This is a genomic window from Amycolatopsis pittospori (assembly GCF_013870525.1).
Lineage (GTDB): Bacteria > Actinomycetota > Actinomycetes > Mycobacteriales > Pseudonocardiaceae > Amycolatopsis > Amycolatopsis pittospori.
Window position 1 is genome coordinate 1 of the sequence record NZ_JACBXD010000126.1, and the last position, 16,553, is coordinate 16,553.

Sequence of the window (16,553 nt, forward strand, 5' to 3'; positions counted from 1 at the left end):
ACCCGAGCGGCAGGTAAGTAGGGGCGAGTGGGGCCCGTTCACCCGGGGGGCGGCAGTGGACGCGAAGGCGTGACTCGCGTGCTTGAACCCGGATCTCGTGTGCTCGGAGACGGAACTCGCGTGCCTGGCTACCGCACTCGGATGTACGGGGTTCGAGCACGCGAGATCCGTCTTCAAGCACGCGAGTGCGCCGCCCGGGTCACCGCCTCGCCTGAGACACGACACGTTTGCCCTACCCATCAAGGGAACGACACTTATCACTCACGACCCCGACCAGAAAGGTCCGCTTAGGCATAACTCGGACATCTATCCGCTGAAAGGTGTCCTTTGTGGATGGCCGAGGACTGGCCGAGTTCCGCCAGGCGGTCCGGTTCTCGGTCCGTGAAGGCCTCCTTGCCTACCCTGAGGGTAGTGAAGGAGGCCTTCACGGACTTGCCACGGACCGAGTCGCGGACGTCAGGGGTTGATGCGCGTGTAAGCCGGTTTCGGCCGCAGGTTCGTGTCGAACAGGCAGGCCGCGCCCTGGCCGGGGAACGTGTCCGGCACCCACGAGTGGCGGTCGGTGAAGCCCCAGGTCGTGAACTCCACGCACCGCGCCACGGCGTGGCAGCCGTCCCACAGTTGCTTGAAGTAGGTCGCCTGCGCGGCCAGCTTCGCGGTGTCGACCGGCATCGTGATGCGGACGTCGGCCTCGGTGATGGCGACGTCGACGCCCAACGCGGCGAACCGGGCGAGATTCGCCTGGTAACCGCCCGGGAAGCCGTACTGAGTCGCGAGGTGCGCCTGGAAACCGACGCCGTCGATCGGCACACCCTGCTGCTTCAGCGTCCGCACCAGGTTGTACAGGGCGTCACTCTTCGCGTTGAGGCCTTCGGTGTTGTAGTCGTTGATGTACAGCTTCGCCGACGGGTCCGCCGCGCGGGCCCAGCGGAACGCGTCCGCGACATAGCCGTCGCCGAGTTTCTGCTGGAACACCGACGAGCGGCGGGTGCCGTCGTCGTTGAACATCTCGTTCACCACGTCCCACGCCCGGATCTTGCCCTTGTACCGGCCCATTTCCGTGGCGATATGGCGTTGCACCACCGTGCGCAGTTCGCCGGCGGCGAGGTTGTTCACCCAGCCGGGCAGCTGGCTGTGCCAGACGAGCGTGTGCCCGCGGACGGATTTACCGTTCCGCTGGGCGTAGTCGACGATCGCGTCGGCGCCGGACCAGTTGTACTGGCCCCGGTTCGCCTCGACGACACCCCATTTCATCTCGTTCTCCGGAGTGACGTTGTCGAATTCCCGGGTGAGCACGGAACGGTAATCCGCCTCATTGGCGAGATAGTTCGCCGCGACGGCGCTGCCGACGTATCTGGTGGTGATGTCCTTCAACGGAACGGCCGCCGATGCTGGTGTCGCCTGCAAAAGCGCGACACCTGCGAAGGCGGTCAATAGAGCGACTGCCCGGCTCAGTAGAATTGAGTTCTTCATGGGTCTCCTATTCGCTATCTGGACGTAGAATCCCTGACATGACAACGGAACCTCGGATCACCATCAGCCGGATAGCCGCCGAGGCCGGCGTTTCCGTGCCGACCGTTTCCAAGGTCGTCAATGGCCACCCCGACGTCGCCGAAGGAACCCGGGCCAGGGTGGAGGAATTGATCCGCAAATACGGTTACCGGAGGCGCGCCGACGAACGGTCCAGGCGGTCACGCCTACTTGAACTGATGTTCCACGAACTCGAAAGCACTTGGGCCCTGGAAATCATCCGGGGAGTGGAGAACGTCGCCCGCGAGAACGGGATGTCGGTCGTTCTCGCGGAATCGTCGGGGCGGCACACGCCTGCCCATGACTGGCTGGAGAGTGTGCTCACCCGTCGCCCGGTGGGGATCGTGTCGGTGTGTTCCGACCTCACCACCGGCCAGCTCGCGAAACTGCGGGCGAGGGACATCCCGCTGGTGGTGATCGACCCCGCCGGGCAACCCGGACCGGAGACGCCCTCGGTCGGTACGACCAACCGGCAGGGCGGGCTGGCCGCCACCCGGCATCTGCTCGGCCTCGGGCACCGGCGGATCGCGGTGATCGGCGGTCCCGACGGGGTGCAATGCGGTCGCGCCAGGATCGACGGTTACCGCGACGCGCTGGAGGCCGCGGGGCTCCCGTTCGACCCGGCGCTGGTGCGGCGCGGCGACTTCCACCCTCGCTCCGGTCACCGTGAGCTGACCTCATTGCTCGCCCTGCCCGACCGGCCGACGGCGGTGTTCGCCGGCAGCGACCTGCAGGCACTCGGCGTCTACGAGGCCGCGCGTGACGCCGGCCTGCGTATCCCGCGCGATCTGAGCGTGGTCGGCTTCGACGACCTGCCGCTGGCGGGCTGGCTGACCCCGGAGCTGACCACGATCCGCCAGCCGCTGCGGCAGATGGCGGCCGCCGGGGCACGGCTGGCCCTCTCGCTCGCGCAGGGCCGGGTGCCGGACAGCCACCGCATCGAACTCGCCACCAGTCTCGTGGTCCGTCGGAGCACCGCGCCGCCGGCCGGTCATGTTCCGAGCCGGAGGCTCTCGGGCGGCCCGAGATAGCTGGGCCGCAGCCCGCCGGTGTCGACCACCAGCTTCTGCACCACGACGGCCGGGTCCACCATCCAGAACTTCAGGACGTGCGGGCCCGGCGTCGCGATCACGTGCCGGGTCGCGGTCAGGTTCACGTTGTCCGACGTCGTCCATTCCCACTGGCGGTTCATGGTCATGTCGTCGGCGCCGGTGGCCTTGGTGATGTTCACCGTCTGTGGCTCGGCGTCGTCGATGGACACCGCGTACCGCAGCCCGTCGCCGGACAGTACGTTGCTGCGCGGTGACAAGTAGGCCCAGACGGTCACGGTTCCCGGATCGAACAGGGTCATCCGGTATTCCAGTCGCGGGCCGGTACCCGCCGCCCGGCTCGGCGCGGTGACCGGGAACGGGGTCATCCCGCCTCCCGTGCGGCCGATGTCCGGGATCCGCCGCCACGCGACGTCGACGGCGCCGACGTTCGCAGTGCAGTGCTCGGCCTCCATCGACACGTATCCCCCGGCTTCGATGAACCCGCGTCGCCACGAGCCGGGCAGGTCCGGATTGCGCACCACCGCCTCGACCCGCACCCGCCGTCCCGCGCCCGACACGGTGATCGGCACCCTGGTGGTCCCTCGTGGCGCACGAGCCCAGTCGACACTCACGGAAAGCCGCAGTTCCTTGTCCACCTGGCCCCCTCGCGGCTCGACCCGCACCCAGGAGGCGCCGGTGGACACTGTGCAGCGGAACGGTTTCCGCCCCCGGTTGAACACGTCGACGTACTGGCCGGGAGCGGTTTGGAACGGGCTGAACTCGGGGAGCACCGCCGTACCCGGCACGGCGGGCCACCACTGGTCGGAACCGTCGATCGCGACACCCATCTCGGCGGCTTCCGGCAGGTCGATCCGCCGCACGGCGGGGAAGATCTCGTCCGGCAGGGCCACGTTGTCCTTCTCCGGTTGCTGCCAGGGCGCGTTGGGGCCGTATCGGGCGACGTCGCCGTAGCCGATATGCGGCTGTGTCTGGAATCCGCGCCACTTCCCGCTCGCGATCCCGGTGTTGAACTTCTCCGCCAGCGCCAGGTCGTCGGCGAAACGAGCCTCGGTCTCCCTCGCGAGTTCGTTGGCCGAGGACCGGCCTTGCGCGGCGTGCAGCAGGTTCGTGAACTCGGCCCGTCTCAGCGCGTACAGATTGGCCGACGCCTTCACGGCGTAAAGCACGAGTTCGTAGTAGGCGTCGCGATAGGCTGCGGGCAGCCGAGCCGAGATCTTCTCCGCCTTCGCGCCCAGCTGCCGCCATTCTTCGGTGACGGCGTCCAGCTCGCGGTAGTTCACCAGGCTGAACGGCGTCGCCTGGTCGTCGTACACGATCGGTGTACCAGGCGTGATCCGACGGTTGAGCAGTTCAGGTTTGCGACGGGACTGAAGCCGTGCGTAGGTGCGCAGGACTTCCGCGATCGCCGACGCCGTACCTGGGCCGAAATTCGTCTCCGCGAACCCGCGTTCCCAGGTGGACAGTCTCTCCAGCGGCAAAGCGGCGGGGTCCCAGGCGTAGTCGAGGAAGAACTGCAGCGGTAGCTCGTTGCCCTTCATGTCGCCGGCGTTGACCACCCACAGTCGGTCCGTACCGTAGGCCACCGCCTGGTTCAGCTGTTCCCAGACGTTCGGCAGCAGGCTCGTGTCGACCCACTTGTAGTTGCGGCCGCCGCCGACGTAGTCGAAGTGGTAGTAGAGCCCGTAGCCGCCAGGGTGCTCCGGCAGTGACAGGTCACGGTGCTTCCGGATGTTGCCCCAGTTGTCGTCGGTGAACACCACGATGACGTCGTCCGGCGGCCGCAGGCCCTTCTCCCAGTACCGCTGGACCTCCTTGTAGAGCGTCCAGACCTGGGGCACCGTCGTCGGATCGCGGCCGGTTTCGCGGGCGAGGATCTCCCGTTCGGCGGCCAGGATCTCCTGCATCAGCTCGATCCCGTCGCCGTCGGGCAGGCTGACGTCGCCGTTGCCGCGCATCCCGAGGGTGACCACACCTTCGAAGTCCTCGCGGACCATGCGCCGGATGCCGTCGGCCCAGTACGCCTTGACCGCCTCGGCGTTGCGGCGGAAGCTCCACTCCCCTGTGCCGCCGTACGGATCGTGCCCGGGCGTCGCGTGCCGGTTCCACTCCTCGATCCCGCGCATCATCGGCGCCTCGTGCGAGGTGCCCATGACGACGCCGTACTCCTTGGCCGTCGCGTGGTTGAGCGGGTCGTCCTCGGCGAAGGCCCGGCCCCACACCGCCGGCCACAGGTAGTTCCCCTTGAGCCGCAACAGGGTCTCGAACACTCTCGCGTAGAAGGCGCTGTTGAACCCGTTGGGGAACCCGGGCGCGTGCCCCGGCCCGAAATGGCCCGGCGCCCAAGTGCCGAGCGCGGGGTTCTCGTCGTTGATGAAGAACCCGCGGTACTTCACGTGCGGCGTCCCGAGGCTGAACCGTGCCCCGCTCACCCGCAGCTCGTCGGAATGCCGCACCGGCACGTCGTCCCACCAGTACCAGGGCGAAACGCCGATCCGCCGCGACACCTCGTAGACGCCGTAGATGACGCCGCGCTGATCGCTGCCGGTGAGGACGAGCCCACCGTCGACGACCTGACTCAGCGACGTCTCCCACTTCCCCGCGATCCCGGTGACGTCCAGCTTCCGGTCGGCCACGAGGTCGTCCACCAGCGGACTGCGTCCCAGCGTGCCGATCAGCACGACGGGTCCGGAGTCCGGCGGCCGGTCGTACACCAGATCCGGGCGCACGCCGGTGACCCGTTCGATGTCGGCTCGCAGATCGGCGGCGACCCGGCGGACTCCCGGGAAGTCGCCGGAACCCACCACCAGCGTCGCGGCCTTACCGCGGGCCACCAGCGGGAATCCGCCCGGCGCCGCCTCGGCGACTCCCGGTGTGAACGCGGTACCGGCGCCCAGCACGGCGAGCAGCCGCAGGAAATCCCTGCGGTGCACGGCCTGTTCGTCGGACGTCATCTTCGACCTCCTGAAAGTCAGCCCTTCACGGATCCGGTCAACCCGCCGACGATGCGACGTTCGGCGAGCACGAAGAACGCGAGCGCGGGGATCATCGACAACGCGGTGAACGCGAGCACGCGCGCGGTGTCCTGCGAATACTGGGATTGGAACGTCGCCACGCCGAGCGGCAACGTGAAGTTCGCGGAGTCGTTGAACACCAGCAGCGGCAACAGGTAGAAGTTCCAGCTGGTCACGAACGCGAGCACGGCGACGGTGGTGAGCGCGGGGGCCGACAGCGGAAGCAGGATCCGCCAGAAGAACCCGAGTCTGCTCGCACCGTCGAGGACGGCGGCGTCCTCGATCTCCCCGGGGATCGCCCGCATGAACGGCCGCAGGATCACGATGGTGACCGGCAGCGAGAACGCGGCCTCGGGGATCGCCACACCCCAGAAGCTCTCCAGCATCCCGAGCTGACGCAGCCACAGGTACAGCGGCAGCGTCGCGACCCCGAGCGGGAACAGCAGGCCGAGGGTGAACAGCGTGTAGAAGCCCTCACGGCCCTTGAAGTTGTAGCGGGACAAGGCATACGCGGCCATGGATCCCAAGGCGACGGTCAGCGCCGTGGCGATCACCGCGATCAGGGCGCTGTTGCCCAGGAACGTCCAGAACGACGACGAGCCGAGGATGGCGGCGTAGTTGTCCCAGACCCACGGCCCGGGCAAGCCGCCGGGTGAGGCGTTGATCTGCGCGGTGGTGCGGAATCCGCCGAGCACCACGAACAGCAGCGGTACCACGGTGATCCCGAGGACGGCGATCGCGGCGACGTACCCGATGGGCGTGCCGGCGCGGCGCATCAGTCCACCATCCTGGTCAGCGCGCCATCGGTGTCGCGGCGCAGGGCGAAGCGCTGATAGACCAGCGCGAACACGAAACAGATCACGAAGAGGATCACCGCGACCGCGCTGCCGAAGCCGAACTCGTACCGCTTGAACCCGTGGTCGACCAGATAGGTCGCCATGGTCGCCGACGAGTTCGCCGGCCCGCCGAGCGTCATGATCCACACCAGATCGAACAGTTGCAGGGAGCCGATCACCGACAGGAACACCCAGATCCGGATGGTCGGCCCGAGCAGCGGGAGCACCACGTGCCGGGTGGTCTGCCAGGCCGACGCGCCGTCGAGGGACGCGGCCTCCCGGAGTTCGGCCGGTACTCCCTGGAGACCGGCCAGCAGCAGGATGATGCCGAAGCCGATGTACTTCCAGGTGATCACCGCGAACAGGGTGTAGAGCACGATCCCCGGGTCGGCCAGCCAATGCTGGACGAGTCCGCCGAGCCCGATCGCGCGCAGCGTCTGGTCGACGAAGCCCTCCGGCTGCAGCATCAGCAGCCAGATCACCGCGGTGATCGCCTCCGACAGCACATACGGCGCGAACACCAGCGCCCGCAGCACCGCACGGCCACGCAGTTTGCGGTTGAGCAGCATCGCGAGGCCGATGGACAGCGGCAACTGGACCACAAGGGACAGTCCCGCGATGATCAGGTTGTGCCCGATGGCGCCTTGGAACACCGATCCGGACAGGGCTTCGGTGTAGTTGTCGAGGCCGACGAAGTCGTCCAGCGGGCCGAAGCCGTTCCACTCGTAGAGGCTGTAGAACGCCGCGATCCCGATCGGCACCAGCACGAATCCGGCGAACAGCAGCAAAGCGGGCCCGAGCAGGAACGCCAGTTCCAGCTTCTTGCGGACACCCGGCTTCCGCACCCGGACCCGGGAAGCCGGTGCGGACGGCCGCGCCGCCGCCCGCACCGGTGTGGACGTCGCCGTCACTTGTCGCCCGCCGCGGCCTTGTTCACCGCGTCGACGATGCCTTCCGGAGTGCCCTGCCCGGCGAAGAAGTTCGCGACGGCGTCGTTGAGGGCGGCACCCACCGCGGTCGGGAACGCCTTGTCGAAGTACATCTGCAGGTACGGCGCCTTCTGGCCGTAGTCGAAGACGGTCTTCAGCGACTCGGTCTTGAGCGACTTGGCCGCCGACGCGGTCATCGGCAGGCCCGCACCCTTCGCCGCGAGTTCGTTCTGCACCGGCTCGCTGCCGAGGTACCGGAGGAACTCCACGCATGCCTTCGCCGCGCGGGTGGTGCAGGAGAAACCGTCACCTCCGCCGAGCACCGCGGCCGGGTCGCCGGCGCCACCGGGCACCGACGGGAACGGGAACCAGCCCACCTTCGAGTCGAGGTCCTTGTCCTCGGTGAGCGACGACATCGTGCCGGGCTCCCAGTCGCCTTGCAGTTCCATCGCCGCCTTGCCGTTGGCGACCAGTCCGGCGGAACTACCCGCGCCCTGCTGGGCGGGCGTGCCGGTGAAACCGGGCTGGAACGGCTGCGTGGCAAGGAACGCCTGGAGGTCCTGCCCGGCCTTGGTCCAGCACGGATCCTCGAGTTTCACCGCCTTGACCGACTGTTTCAGCGTGTCCGCCGAGCAGGCGCGCAGCGCGAAGTAGTTCCAGTAGAACGCGTCCGGCCAGCGGTCCTTCCCGCCGACCGCGATCGGCGTGATGCCTGCCTGCTTGAGCTTGGCGACGGCGGCGTTCAGCTCGTCCAAAGTGGACGGCGGAGCCGTGACGCCCGCCTGGGCGAACAGGTCCTTGCGGTACCAGAAGCCGACGAAGTGCTGCTCCCACGGGATGCCGTACTGCTTGCCGTCCACTTGCCAGCTCTCGGCGAGTTTGCCCACCGACGAGAGCCACTCCTTGGCCGCGTCGGTCAGGTCGGCGACCTTCCCCGACGTCGCCTGTGAGGCCAGTTCGCCGCCGCCCCAGGACTGGTAGACGTCGGGCGGCTCGTTCGACTGCAGGGCCAGGGGAACCTTGGTGGTGAACTCCTCGTTCTGCAGCGGCTGGCCCTTGATCGTCACCTCCGGATGCGCCTTCTGGTAGTCGGCGACGACCTGGGCCCAGATCGACTTGATCGGGTCGGTGGTGCCGTTGTGCCACCAGGTGAGGGTGACCGGTCCGCTGGGCTCGGCCGGGGTTTCGGTGCCCCCAGAGCAGCCGGCGAGCGCGAGCGGGACGGCCGCCGCGAGCGCGGCGACGGCGGGGATTCGGCGGTTCGAAAACATGGTGAGTCCACTCCTGACGACTTCGGCCGAGTAGGACGGGGCGTGACTGCGCCCGGACTGGCGATGAGTTTGCGCGTCCTGATTTCCGATGTCAATCGTTGTCGATAACGTTTTACATGGCTAGTCTGAGCTCATGCAGCCCAGTTCGAGGGTCACGATCCGTGACGTCGCGGCCCGTGCCGGCGTCTCCGTGGCGACCGTCTCCAAAGTCATCAACGACCGCTACGGCGTGGCCGCCGCGACCCTGGCGAAGGTCCGCGCGGTGATCGACGAACTCGGCTATGAGGCGAGCCTGGTCGCCCAAAGCCTGCGCAATCACAAGACGAACGTGATCGGCATCCTGGTCGCCGACCTCGAACCGTTCTCCACCGAACTGCTCAAGGGGGCGGCGGACGCGATCCGGGGCACCGGTTATGAACTCGTCGTCTACTCGGCGGGTGGCCGCACCGGGGATCCGTCAGGCTGGGAGAAGCGGTACCTGTCGCGACTTTCCGGCACGCTGGTCGACGGCGCGGTACTCGTCACGCCGGTGGCTTCGCTGGAGGCCGTCCCCGGGACACCGGTGGTCGCGGTCGATCCGCACACCGGGCCGTCCACCGTCCCCACCATCGATTCCGACAACCTTCGTGGTGCACAGCTGGCGACCGAGCATCTGCTGGAACTCGGCCACCGCCGGATCGCCTTCCTCGCGGGACGGCCGGATCTCGAATCGGCCGAACTGCGCAAGACCGGGTACCTGCGGGCGCTCACCGCCGCCGGTGTGCCGATCGACATGGACCTGATCCGGCTCGGCGCCTACGACCCGGAGATCTCCGCCCGCTCCGCCCACGAGCTGCTGACCGGCGACGACCGGCCGACCGCGGTGTTCGCCGCCAACGACATCTCGGCGATCGCGACCGTCGGCGCCGCAGCGGAACTCGGCCTGTCCGTACCGGACGACCTGTCGGTGGTCGGCTTCGACAACGTCCCCGAATCCGCGCTGTGCACGCCGCCGCTGACCACGGTGGACCAGCCCATCCGCGAGATGGGCCACCGCGCCATCACCCTCCTGATCTCGCTGATCAGCGGCGAGCCGGAGGAAAAGACCCACATCACCCTCTCCACCGGTCTCGTCGTGCGCCGGTCCACCCGCGCCCTCGAACCACGTTCCTGAACTTTCGACGAAGGGCGGACAGCCTTGACCACGCAGCCCAGCGCGTCACCTCGGCCCTGGCAGGACCCGGCGGCGGATCCCGCCGACCGCGTCCGAGCGCTGATGGACCGGATGACCTTGCGGGAGAAGCTCGCTCAGCTCTACGGCGTCTGGGTCGGCATCGACTCCGGCGGTGAGATGGCACCGCACCAGCACGATTTCGCCGACGCGGAACTGGACTGGGACGAACTCGTGCGGCATGGCATCGGGCAGCTGACCAGGGTGTACGGCACGCGGCCGGTCGATCCGGTGATCGGCGCGCGCAGCCTGGCGCGCTCCCAGCGGGAGATCGTCGGGAGCGGCCGGTTCGGCATCCCGGCACTGGTGCACGAGGAGACCCTCACCGGTCTCGCCGCCTGGCAGGCCACGGTCTATCCGTCCCCGCTGTGCTGGGGTGCGACGTTCGATCCGGACCTCGTGTACCGGATGGGCGCGCGGATCGGCGGCACCCTGCGACGTCTGGGTGTCCATCAAGGACTCGCGCCGGTGCTCGACGTCGCGCGTGACCTGCGCTGGGGCCGCGTCGAGGAGACCATCGGAGAGGATCCGCATCTGGTCGGGACGATCGGTGCGGCCTATGTCGCCGGGCTGGAATCGACCGGCGTGATCGCGACACTGAAGCACTTCGTCGGCTACTCGGCTTCCCGCGCCGGACGGAACCTCGCGCCGGTTTCGGTCGGGCCCAGGGAGCTGGCCGACGTCCTGCTGCCGCCGTTCGAGATGGCGCTGCGCGCGGGCGCCCGGTCGGTGATGAACGCCTACATCGACAACGACGGCGTCCCCGCCGCGGCGGATCCGGCGTTGCTGACCGATCTGCTGCGCGACGGCTACGGGTTCACCGGAACCGTGGTCGCGGACTACTTTTCCGTGGCGTTCCTGCACAAACTGCACGGGGTCGCGGCCGATCGAGGCGACGCGGCCGGACAGGCGCTGGCCGCCGGGATCGACGTGGAACTGCCCACAGTGGACTGCTACGGCGAGCCGTTGCTCGCCGCGGTGGAACGGGGCGCGGTCGACGCCGCCGTCGTCGACCGCGCCCTCGAACGAGTGCTGCGGCAGAAATGCGAACTCGGATTGCTGGACGAAGACTGGGTGCCCGAGGTTCCGGACGGGGTCGACCTCGACGATCCGGAATCCCGCTCGCTGGCGCGGGAGGTCGCCGAGCGGTCGATCGTGCTGCTGCAGAACGACGGCATGCTCCCCCTCTCCCCCGGCCGCAAGGTCGCCGTCGTCGGACCGCGGGCGAACGACCCCGGTGCGATGCTCGGCTGCTACTCGTTCCCGATGCACGTCGGCGTGCACCATCCGGAAGTCCCGTTCGGGGTGTCGGTCCCGACCGTGCTCGACACGCTCAACAAGGACTACGAAGTCACCTACGCTCTCGGCTGCCCGGTGCTCGGCGGTGAGGACACGGACATCGCCGAAGCCGTCGCCGCGGCCGAGGACGCGGAGATCTGCGTCGCCGTGCTCGGCGATCGTGCCGGCCTGTTCGGCGGCGGGACCTCGGGTGAAGGCTGCGACGCCTCCGATCTGAAACTGCCCGGCCGGCAGGAAGAACTTCTCGAAGCCTTGCTCGCGACAGGGACGCCGGTGGTGCTGGTGCTCCTCTCCGGACGACCCTACGAGCTGTCGCGGCAGGCGGGCAGGCTCGCCGCGATCGTCTGCGGGTTCTATCCGGGTGAGGAGGGCGCGGTGGCGCTCGCCGGTGTCCTCAGTGGACGGATCAATCCCTCCGGCAGGCTACCGGTCGGGTTCCCCGGCGAGGAGGCTTCACAGCCGTCGACGTACCTGACGGCGTCGCTCGGGCAGCGCAGCGAGGTCAGCACTGTCGATCCGACGCCGCTGTTCCCGTTCGGGCACGGGCTTTCCTATGCCACCGCCACCTGGGACGACGTCGCGGTCATGGATCCTTCGTGGCCGACCGACGGTAGTACCCGGGTCCGGGTGACACTGAGCAACGGCGCCGACCGTGCCACCACCGAAGTCGTCCAGATCTACCTGCACGATCCGGTGGCGGAGGTCGCCCGGCCGGTCCAGCAACTCATCGCGGCGAAGCGGGTCGAACTGGCCGCCGGCGCGACCGAGGTCGTCGAGATCGGCCTGCACGCCGATCTGACCTCGTACACGGGGCGGACGGGAAAGCGGATCGTCGAGCCCGGCGAGGTCGAACTGTGGATCGGCTCGTCGAGCGCGCGGATCGTCTCGAAGCTCTCCTGCGCCCTGGCCGGTCCGCGGCGTGAGGTCGGGTTCGACCGGGTCCTGACCGCGGACTTCTCATGAGACGTAAGTGGCTCGTCACCCTGCTCGCCATCCTGGCGGTGGTGACCGCCGGCGCGCCCGCGTCGGGGCTGCAGGCCCTGCCTCGGGCGTGGGTGCACAGCTGGACGTCGATGCCTCAGCTCACCGAGCCCGGCAACATGCCCCCCGCGGAATTCGTCCGGGACGGCGTCGTGCTGCCGGACACGACCTTGCGGCAGACGGTGCGGTTCTCGGTGGGCGGTGAGCGGATCCGGTTGCGGTTCTCCAATACCTTCGGTGGAGCGCCGCTGCCGATCACGTCGGTGTCGGTCGCGGCTCCGCTCGGCGGGAAGGCCGGGGTCAGTGGGATCGAGCCGGGCAGCGCGCGGACGGTGACCTTCCGCGGCAAACCCGGCGCCGTCGTCCCGGCCGGCGCGCTGGTCGTCTCCGATCCGCTGGACTTTCCCGTGCTCGCGCAGGAGAACGTGACCGTGACGGCGTACTTCGCCCGCGGGCAGGCCTCGATGTCGATCACGTCGCATCCCGGCTCCCGGACGACATCGCATCTGCTCGCCGGTGACCACGTCACGGATCGGGAGCTGCCTGGAGCGACTCCGGTCGACCATTGGTACTTCCTCAGCGGCGCCGAGGTCTTCGGTCCGAAGAGGACGGACGCCGCGGTGGTGGTCGGCGACTCGCTCACCGACGGCCGGGGCTCGACCACCAACGGGAACGACCGGTGGCCGGACCAGCTGCGGCTGGGTGTCCCGGTGCTGAACCAAGCCGCGGGCGGCAATCGGGTACTCGCGGACGGTCTCGGCCCGAACCTGCTGTCCAGATTGGACCGGGACGTGCTGGCGCACAGCGGGGTTTCGTGGCTGGTGGTGTTCGAAGGCGTCAACGACATCGGCACCGCGGCCGCGACCCCGGAGGCGCAACGGCAGGTCGCCGCCGATCTGATCGACGCCTACGACCAGATCGTGGTGCGGGCGCAAGCTCACGACATCCGTGTCTACGGCGCTACTTTGACGCCGTTCGGCGGAAACATCGGCTACGACGATCCAACCCGTGAATCGGCCCGGCAGGCGGTCAACACCTGGATCCGCACGAGCGGCCGGTTCGACGCGGTCCTGGATTTCGACCGTGTCGCCCGAGACCCGCGGGCACCGGCCCGGCTGATGCCCGCCTACGACGTCGGTGACCACCTGCACTTGAGCCCGGCCGGGTACCGGGCACTGGCGGACAGCGTGCCGAAGGCCCTGTTCAGGCGCTGAGGATCACGATGCCATCGTCGTCGGAGTAGAGCGTGTCCCCGGGAGTGAAGGTCACTCCCCCGAAGCCGACCGGGACGTCGACGGCGCCGGCGCCCGCTTTGGAGCTCTTGCGCGGGTTGGTGCCGAGCGCCTTCACACCGAGCGGCAGTTCGGCGAGTTCGGCGCTGTCGCGGACGGCCCCGTGGACGACGATGCCGGCCCAGCCGTTGTCGACGGCGGACTTCGCGATCATGTCGCCGGTGAGCGCGCTGTGCAGCGAGCCGCCGCCGTCGACGACCAGGACGCGGCCGTCGCCCGGCGTGGCCAGCAGCTTCTTGACCAGGCCGTTGTCCTCGTGGCAGGAGACTGTCCGGATCGGGCCCGAGAACTTACGGTGCCCGCCGAACTGGCGGAACTGGGTGTCACAGACGCGCAGCCGGTCGCCGTGTTCGTCGACGAGGTCGGCGGTGGTGAAGGAATCGATCACGGCGCCTGAGTGTAGGTGCTCTCCGCCAGCCGGCGCTGTGCTTGCACGATCAGATTCGCCACATTCTCGACGTCGGCGATGGCTCGCAACTCCAGGAACGGAGGCGCCCACGCACCGCGGAGTTCGTTCTCCCGTAGCTGGTAGCGGCTCCACACGCCGCCGAAGGTGATCGTGCCGACGCCCGCTTTCTCGGCCTTGACCGTCGGTGGCATCTGAACGAAACGCAGCCAGACCCAGCGGAACTCCGTGCCGTTCGGCCAGCTCGCGGCGAAGATGATCCGCTGGTTGGTGACCAGATAGGACAGAGCGCGGTCTCGGGCCCGGCGGTCGCTGACACGCGGGAACAGAAGGATGCCGAGAACGGTCAGCATGCCCGTGTAGAAGGGCAACGACACGAAGGCCTGCCCGAAAGCGATCAGGGCACCGGCCAACCCGATCATGGTGATCACGACGGTGTACTCGGGAAACCACTTTCGCGGGCGCTGCGCCTGCCCGGTCCACAGCACTTCTTCGCCCTCTTGCAACGGATACATCCGCATCGAACCCTCCCCGGTCGTCACGGGAAGTACGCCCGACTCGTCCGTTACGTTGCCTGGGTCGGGAACACGGAATCCAGCACGTGCTGGAGGATGGCGGCGGGGTCGGCCGCCGGGGCGACCGTCTGGCGCAGCGCGAGGCCGATGCCCAGCGCGCCCAGCATGACGACGACCTGGTCCAGCGGCAGCGCGGGTGCGAGATCCAGGCGTCGGGAGTGTTCGTCGAGCAGGGCGACCACCGCGTCGTCGTGGCGTCGCTGGATGGCGGCGATCAGCGCGGCGGTTCCGGGCTGCTGAGCGGTCGCGGCGAGTACCTCCGCGGCCGCCGCGCTCCATTTCGCGGCGTCCTTGTCCGCGACGTCGACGGGATTCAGCGCGGTGATCAGCTCGTCACGGGTATTGGCTCGGCCGAGCGTTTTCCGAAGTGCCTGGAGATGGCCGTCCGCACCGGCTTCGATGATCGCCAGCCACAGTCCCTCCTTGCCGCCGAAGTGCTTGTAGACGGCGCCGCGGGTGTAGCCGGCGTCAGCCGCGATCTCCTCGACCGTCGCAGCCAGGAAACCGCGGCGCAGAAACACTTCGCGTCCGGCGTCCAAGAGGTGTTCGTGGGTGCGTCGCTGCTGCTCGGCCCGTGTCAGCCTGGTCATCGCCCGCCAATTCAGTAACAGAGTGTTTCTGGATACACGATGTTACTGTATCGTCCGGGGCATGGAGCTCCTGGCACCGCTGGCCGCGTTCCTCAGCCTGCCCCTCTTCCTGGCCGGTTTCGCTTGGTACGCCGTGCGTGCCCGCAAACGCGGTGTACCTGGTTCGCTGCTGGCGCCGATCGAGGAGATCTGGGACCCGATCTCGCACAAGACGAACATCGAGATCCAGATCGAAGCCGAACGAAGCCCGGAGACGCCCGCACCTGGCGACCCGCCCGAGTTGTCGTGGAAGATATGACCTCAGATGCGCAAACGGGACTGGGCGGTCGGCGGAGTGGCGTTCGTGCTGCTCGTGGTGTTGATCGCCGCACTGGTGGCAGGCTTGATCTTCGCCGCCTGGTTCGTACTCACGCATCTCCCGGCGCACTGACCGAAGCGCGCCCCTTCGGCACGACCTGACCGGCGACGATCGCGGCCAGGGACAGGGCGAATCCGGCGAGCTGGACCGGCCCGAGGCTCTGGCCGAGCAGCACGGCGCCGAGGACCGCGGCGACCATCGGCGAGAACAGGCCGAGGACCGCGACCGAGGTGACCGGCAGGGACGTGATGCCGCGGAACCACAGGACGTAGGCGAGCAGTCCGCCGATCAGGCCGAGCCAGAGGTAGCCGAGGCCGGCGTTCAGGTCGATGGCGGGAGGCGCGCCCTCGAACAGGAAGGTCACGGGCACGAGGAACAGCCCGCCCGCGGTGAGCTGCCATGAGGCGAACGCCGTCGGTCCGACGTCCGCCGGGCGTCCCCAGCGTTTGGTGAGGGTTACACCGAGCGCCATCGTCGCGGCGCCGCCGAGCCCGGCGAGGATCCCGACGGCGTCGAAGCCCGCTTCGGGGCCGATGACGACGAGCCCGACACCCACGATCCCGACGATTCCCCAGGCGAACCGCCAAGCGGACGGGCTTTGCCGCAGAACGGCGACGGCGAGGACGGCCACGAGGAGTGGTTGAGCGGCGCCGAGGGTGGCCGCGACTCCCCCGGGAAGCCGTTCGGCGGCGACGAACAGCAAGGGGAAGAACATCCCGATGTTGAGGACGCCGAGTGCGGCGGCCTTCAGCCACCAGGTGCCGCGCGGCAGGGTGCGGGTGAAGGCCAGGGCGATGAGGCCGGCGGGCAGTGCGCGCATGAGGCCCGCGAACAGCGGATGGCCGGCCGGCAGGAGTTCGGTGGTGACCACATACGTCGTCCCCCAGACCACGGGGGCGAACGCGGTCAGCGCGGTGCCGGTGAGCCCGGCGGTGAGGGGCGAGGTCGTCAGCGTTTTCACGCTTCTCAGCTTCCGCGCTGGCGATCGATGAGTCCAACACATGTTTGTCACTTGATCCATCGTGATTCAAGATGGATCGATGGAGCTTCAGCAGATGCGGTACGTCCTCGCGGTCGCGGAGACCAGCAGCTTCACGAGGGCAGCGGAGCAGTGCCTCGTCGTGCAGTCGGCGTTGAGCCACCAGATCGCGCGACTGGAACGGGAACTGGGCGCGCGGCTGTTCGAACGCACCAGCCGACGAGTGCGGCTGAC

General features: G+C 68.5%; 16 protein-coding genes. 7 read left to right on the plus strand and 9 right to left on the minus strand.

Translation table 11 applies throughout. The features are described from left to right. Window positions 1-456 precede the first annotated feature (456 nt). Window positions 457-1,434 carry an endo-1,4-beta-xylanase gene (locus tag H5J31_RS37035; protein ID WP_236005613.1) on the minus strand — a complete coding sequence of 326 codons (978 nt, stop codon included), beginning with the start codon at window positions 1,432-1,434 and terminating at the stop codon, window positions 457-459. Between the two features lie 77 nt (window positions 1,435-1,511). Here H5J31_RS37035 and H5J31_RS37040 point away from each other — a divergent pair, with 77 nt between their 5' ends. Then, window positions 1,512-2,561, plus strand: a complete 1,050-nt coding sequence (locus H5J31_RS37040; protein WP_181777318.1) for a LacI family DNA-binding transcriptional regulator — start codon at window positions 1,512-1,514, stop codon at window positions 2,559-2,561. On the opposite strand, the gene H5J31_RS37045 is transcribed toward H5J31_RS37040, so the two are convergent. The 4 genes from H5J31_RS37045 to H5J31_RS37060 are packed head-to-tail and all read right to left on the minus strand — an operon-like array spanning window position 2,522 to window position 8,629. Then, window positions 2,522-5,533: a glycosyl hydrolase 115 family protein gene (locus H5J31_RS37045; protein ID WP_181777319.1), complete on the minus strand. Its 3,012-nt coding sequence runs from the start codon at window positions 5,531-5,533 to the stop codon at window positions 2,522-2,524. The two genes, H5J31_RS37040 and H5J31_RS37045, sit on opposite strands and share 40 nt — an antisense overlap. 17 nt (window positions 5,534-5,550) lie before the next feature. Further along, complete coding sequence (locus H5J31_RS37050) at window positions 5,551-6,369, minus strand: carbohydrate ABC transporter permease (RefSeq protein WP_181777320.1); 819 nt, start codon at window positions 6,367-6,369, stop codon at window positions 5,551-5,553. Further along, a complete protein-coding gene (locus H5J31_RS37055; RefSeq protein WP_181777321.1) occupies window positions 6,369-7,340 on the minus strand; it encodes a carbohydrate ABC transporter permease in 972 nt (323 codons plus the stop codon). The genes H5J31_RS37050 and H5J31_RS37055 overlap by 1 nt, the downstream gene beginning before the upstream one ends. Beyond that, the gene (locus H5J31_RS37060; protein WP_181777322.1) at window positions 7,337-8,629 is read right to left on the minus strand and encodes an ABC transporter substrate-binding protein; all 1,293 of its coding nucleotides are present in this window, start codon (window positions 8,627-8,629) and stop codon (window positions 7,337-7,339) included. Before H5J31_RS37060 ends, H5J31_RS37055 begins: the two co-directional genes overlap by 4 nt. Window positions 8,630-8,762: 133 nt before the next feature. Between H5J31_RS37060 and H5J31_RS37065 the strand changes: the two genes are divergently transcribed. Genes H5J31_RS37065 through H5J31_RS37075 form a run of 3 tightly spaced genes read left to right on the plus strand, consistent with a single transcriptional unit; the run spans window position 8,763 to window position 13,333 of the window. After that, window positions 8,763-9,782, plus strand: coding sequence for a LacI family DNA-binding transcriptional regulator (locus H5J31_RS37065; RefSeq protein WP_181777323.1), 1,020 nt, complete (start codon window positions 8,763-8,765; stop codon window positions 9,780-9,782). Window positions 9,783-9,806: 24 nt separating this feature from the next. Next, window positions 9,807-12,101, plus strand: coding sequence for a beta-xylosidase/alpha-l-arabinosidase (locus H5J31_RS37070; RefSeq protein WP_181777324.1), 2,295 nt, complete (start codon window positions 9,807-9,809; stop codon window positions 12,099-12,101). Continuing rightward, window positions 12,098-13,333: an SGNH/GDSL hydrolase family protein gene (locus H5J31_RS37075; RefSeq protein WP_181777325.1), complete on the plus strand. Its 1,236-nt coding sequence runs from the start codon at window positions 12,098-12,100 to the stop codon at window positions 13,331-13,333. Before H5J31_RS37070 ends, H5J31_RS37075 begins: the two co-directional genes overlap by 4 nt. Here the strand turns inward: H5J31_RS37075 and rraA are convergent. Genes rraA through H5J31_RS37090 form a run of 3 tightly spaced genes read right to left on the minus strand, consistent with a single transcriptional unit; the run spans window position 13,323 to window position 14,982 of the window. Continuing rightward, a complete protein-coding gene (gene rraA / locus H5J31_RS37080) occupies window positions 13,323-13,799 on the minus strand; it encodes a ribonuclease E activity regulator RraA (protein WP_181777326.1) in 477 nt (158 codons plus the stop codon). The genes H5J31_RS37075 and rraA overlap by 11 nt on opposite strands. Next, complete coding sequence (locus tag H5J31_RS37085) at window positions 13,796-14,338, minus strand: hypothetical protein (protein ID WP_181777327.1); 543 nt, start codon at window positions 14,336-14,338, stop codon at window positions 13,796-13,798. Before H5J31_RS37085 ends, rraA begins: the two co-directional genes overlap by 4 nt. A 44-nt stretch (window positions 14,339-14,382) precedes the next feature. Next, complete coding sequence (locus tag H5J31_RS37090; RefSeq protein ID WP_181777328.1) at window positions 14,383-14,982, minus strand: TetR/AcrR family transcriptional regulator; 600 nt, start codon at window positions 14,980-14,982, stop codon at window positions 14,383-14,385. Window positions 14,983-15,043: 61 nt separating this feature from the next. Between H5J31_RS37090 and H5J31_RS37095 the strand changes: the two genes are divergently transcribed. Next, the gene (locus H5J31_RS37095; protein ID WP_181777331.1) at window positions 15,044-15,280 is read left to right on the plus strand and encodes a hypothetical protein; all 237 of its coding nucleotides are present in this window, start codon (window positions 15,044-15,046) and stop codon (window positions 15,278-15,280) included. Between the two features lie 6 nt (window positions 15,281-15,286). Then, window positions 15,287-15,412 (plus strand): hypothetical protein, encoded by a 126-nt coding sequence (locus H5J31_RS40305; protein ID WP_268881437.1) that lies wholly within the window; start codon window positions 15,287-15,289, stop codon window positions 15,410-15,412. Here H5J31_RS40305 and H5J31_RS37100 read toward each other — a convergent pair. Next, a complete protein-coding gene (locus H5J31_RS37100; RefSeq protein ID WP_181777329.1) occupies window positions 15,390-16,301 on the minus strand; it encodes an EamA family transporter in 912 nt (303 codons plus the stop codon). The genes H5J31_RS40305 and H5J31_RS37100 overlap by 23 nt on opposite strands. A gap of 79 nt (window positions 16,302-16,380) precedes the next feature. Between H5J31_RS37100 and H5J31_RS37105 the strand changes: the two genes are divergently transcribed. Further along, window positions 16,381-16,553, plus strand: a 173-nt coding sequence (locus tag H5J31_RS37105; protein WP_181777330.1) for a LysR family transcriptional regulator, incomplete at its 3' end; no start/stop codon positions are given.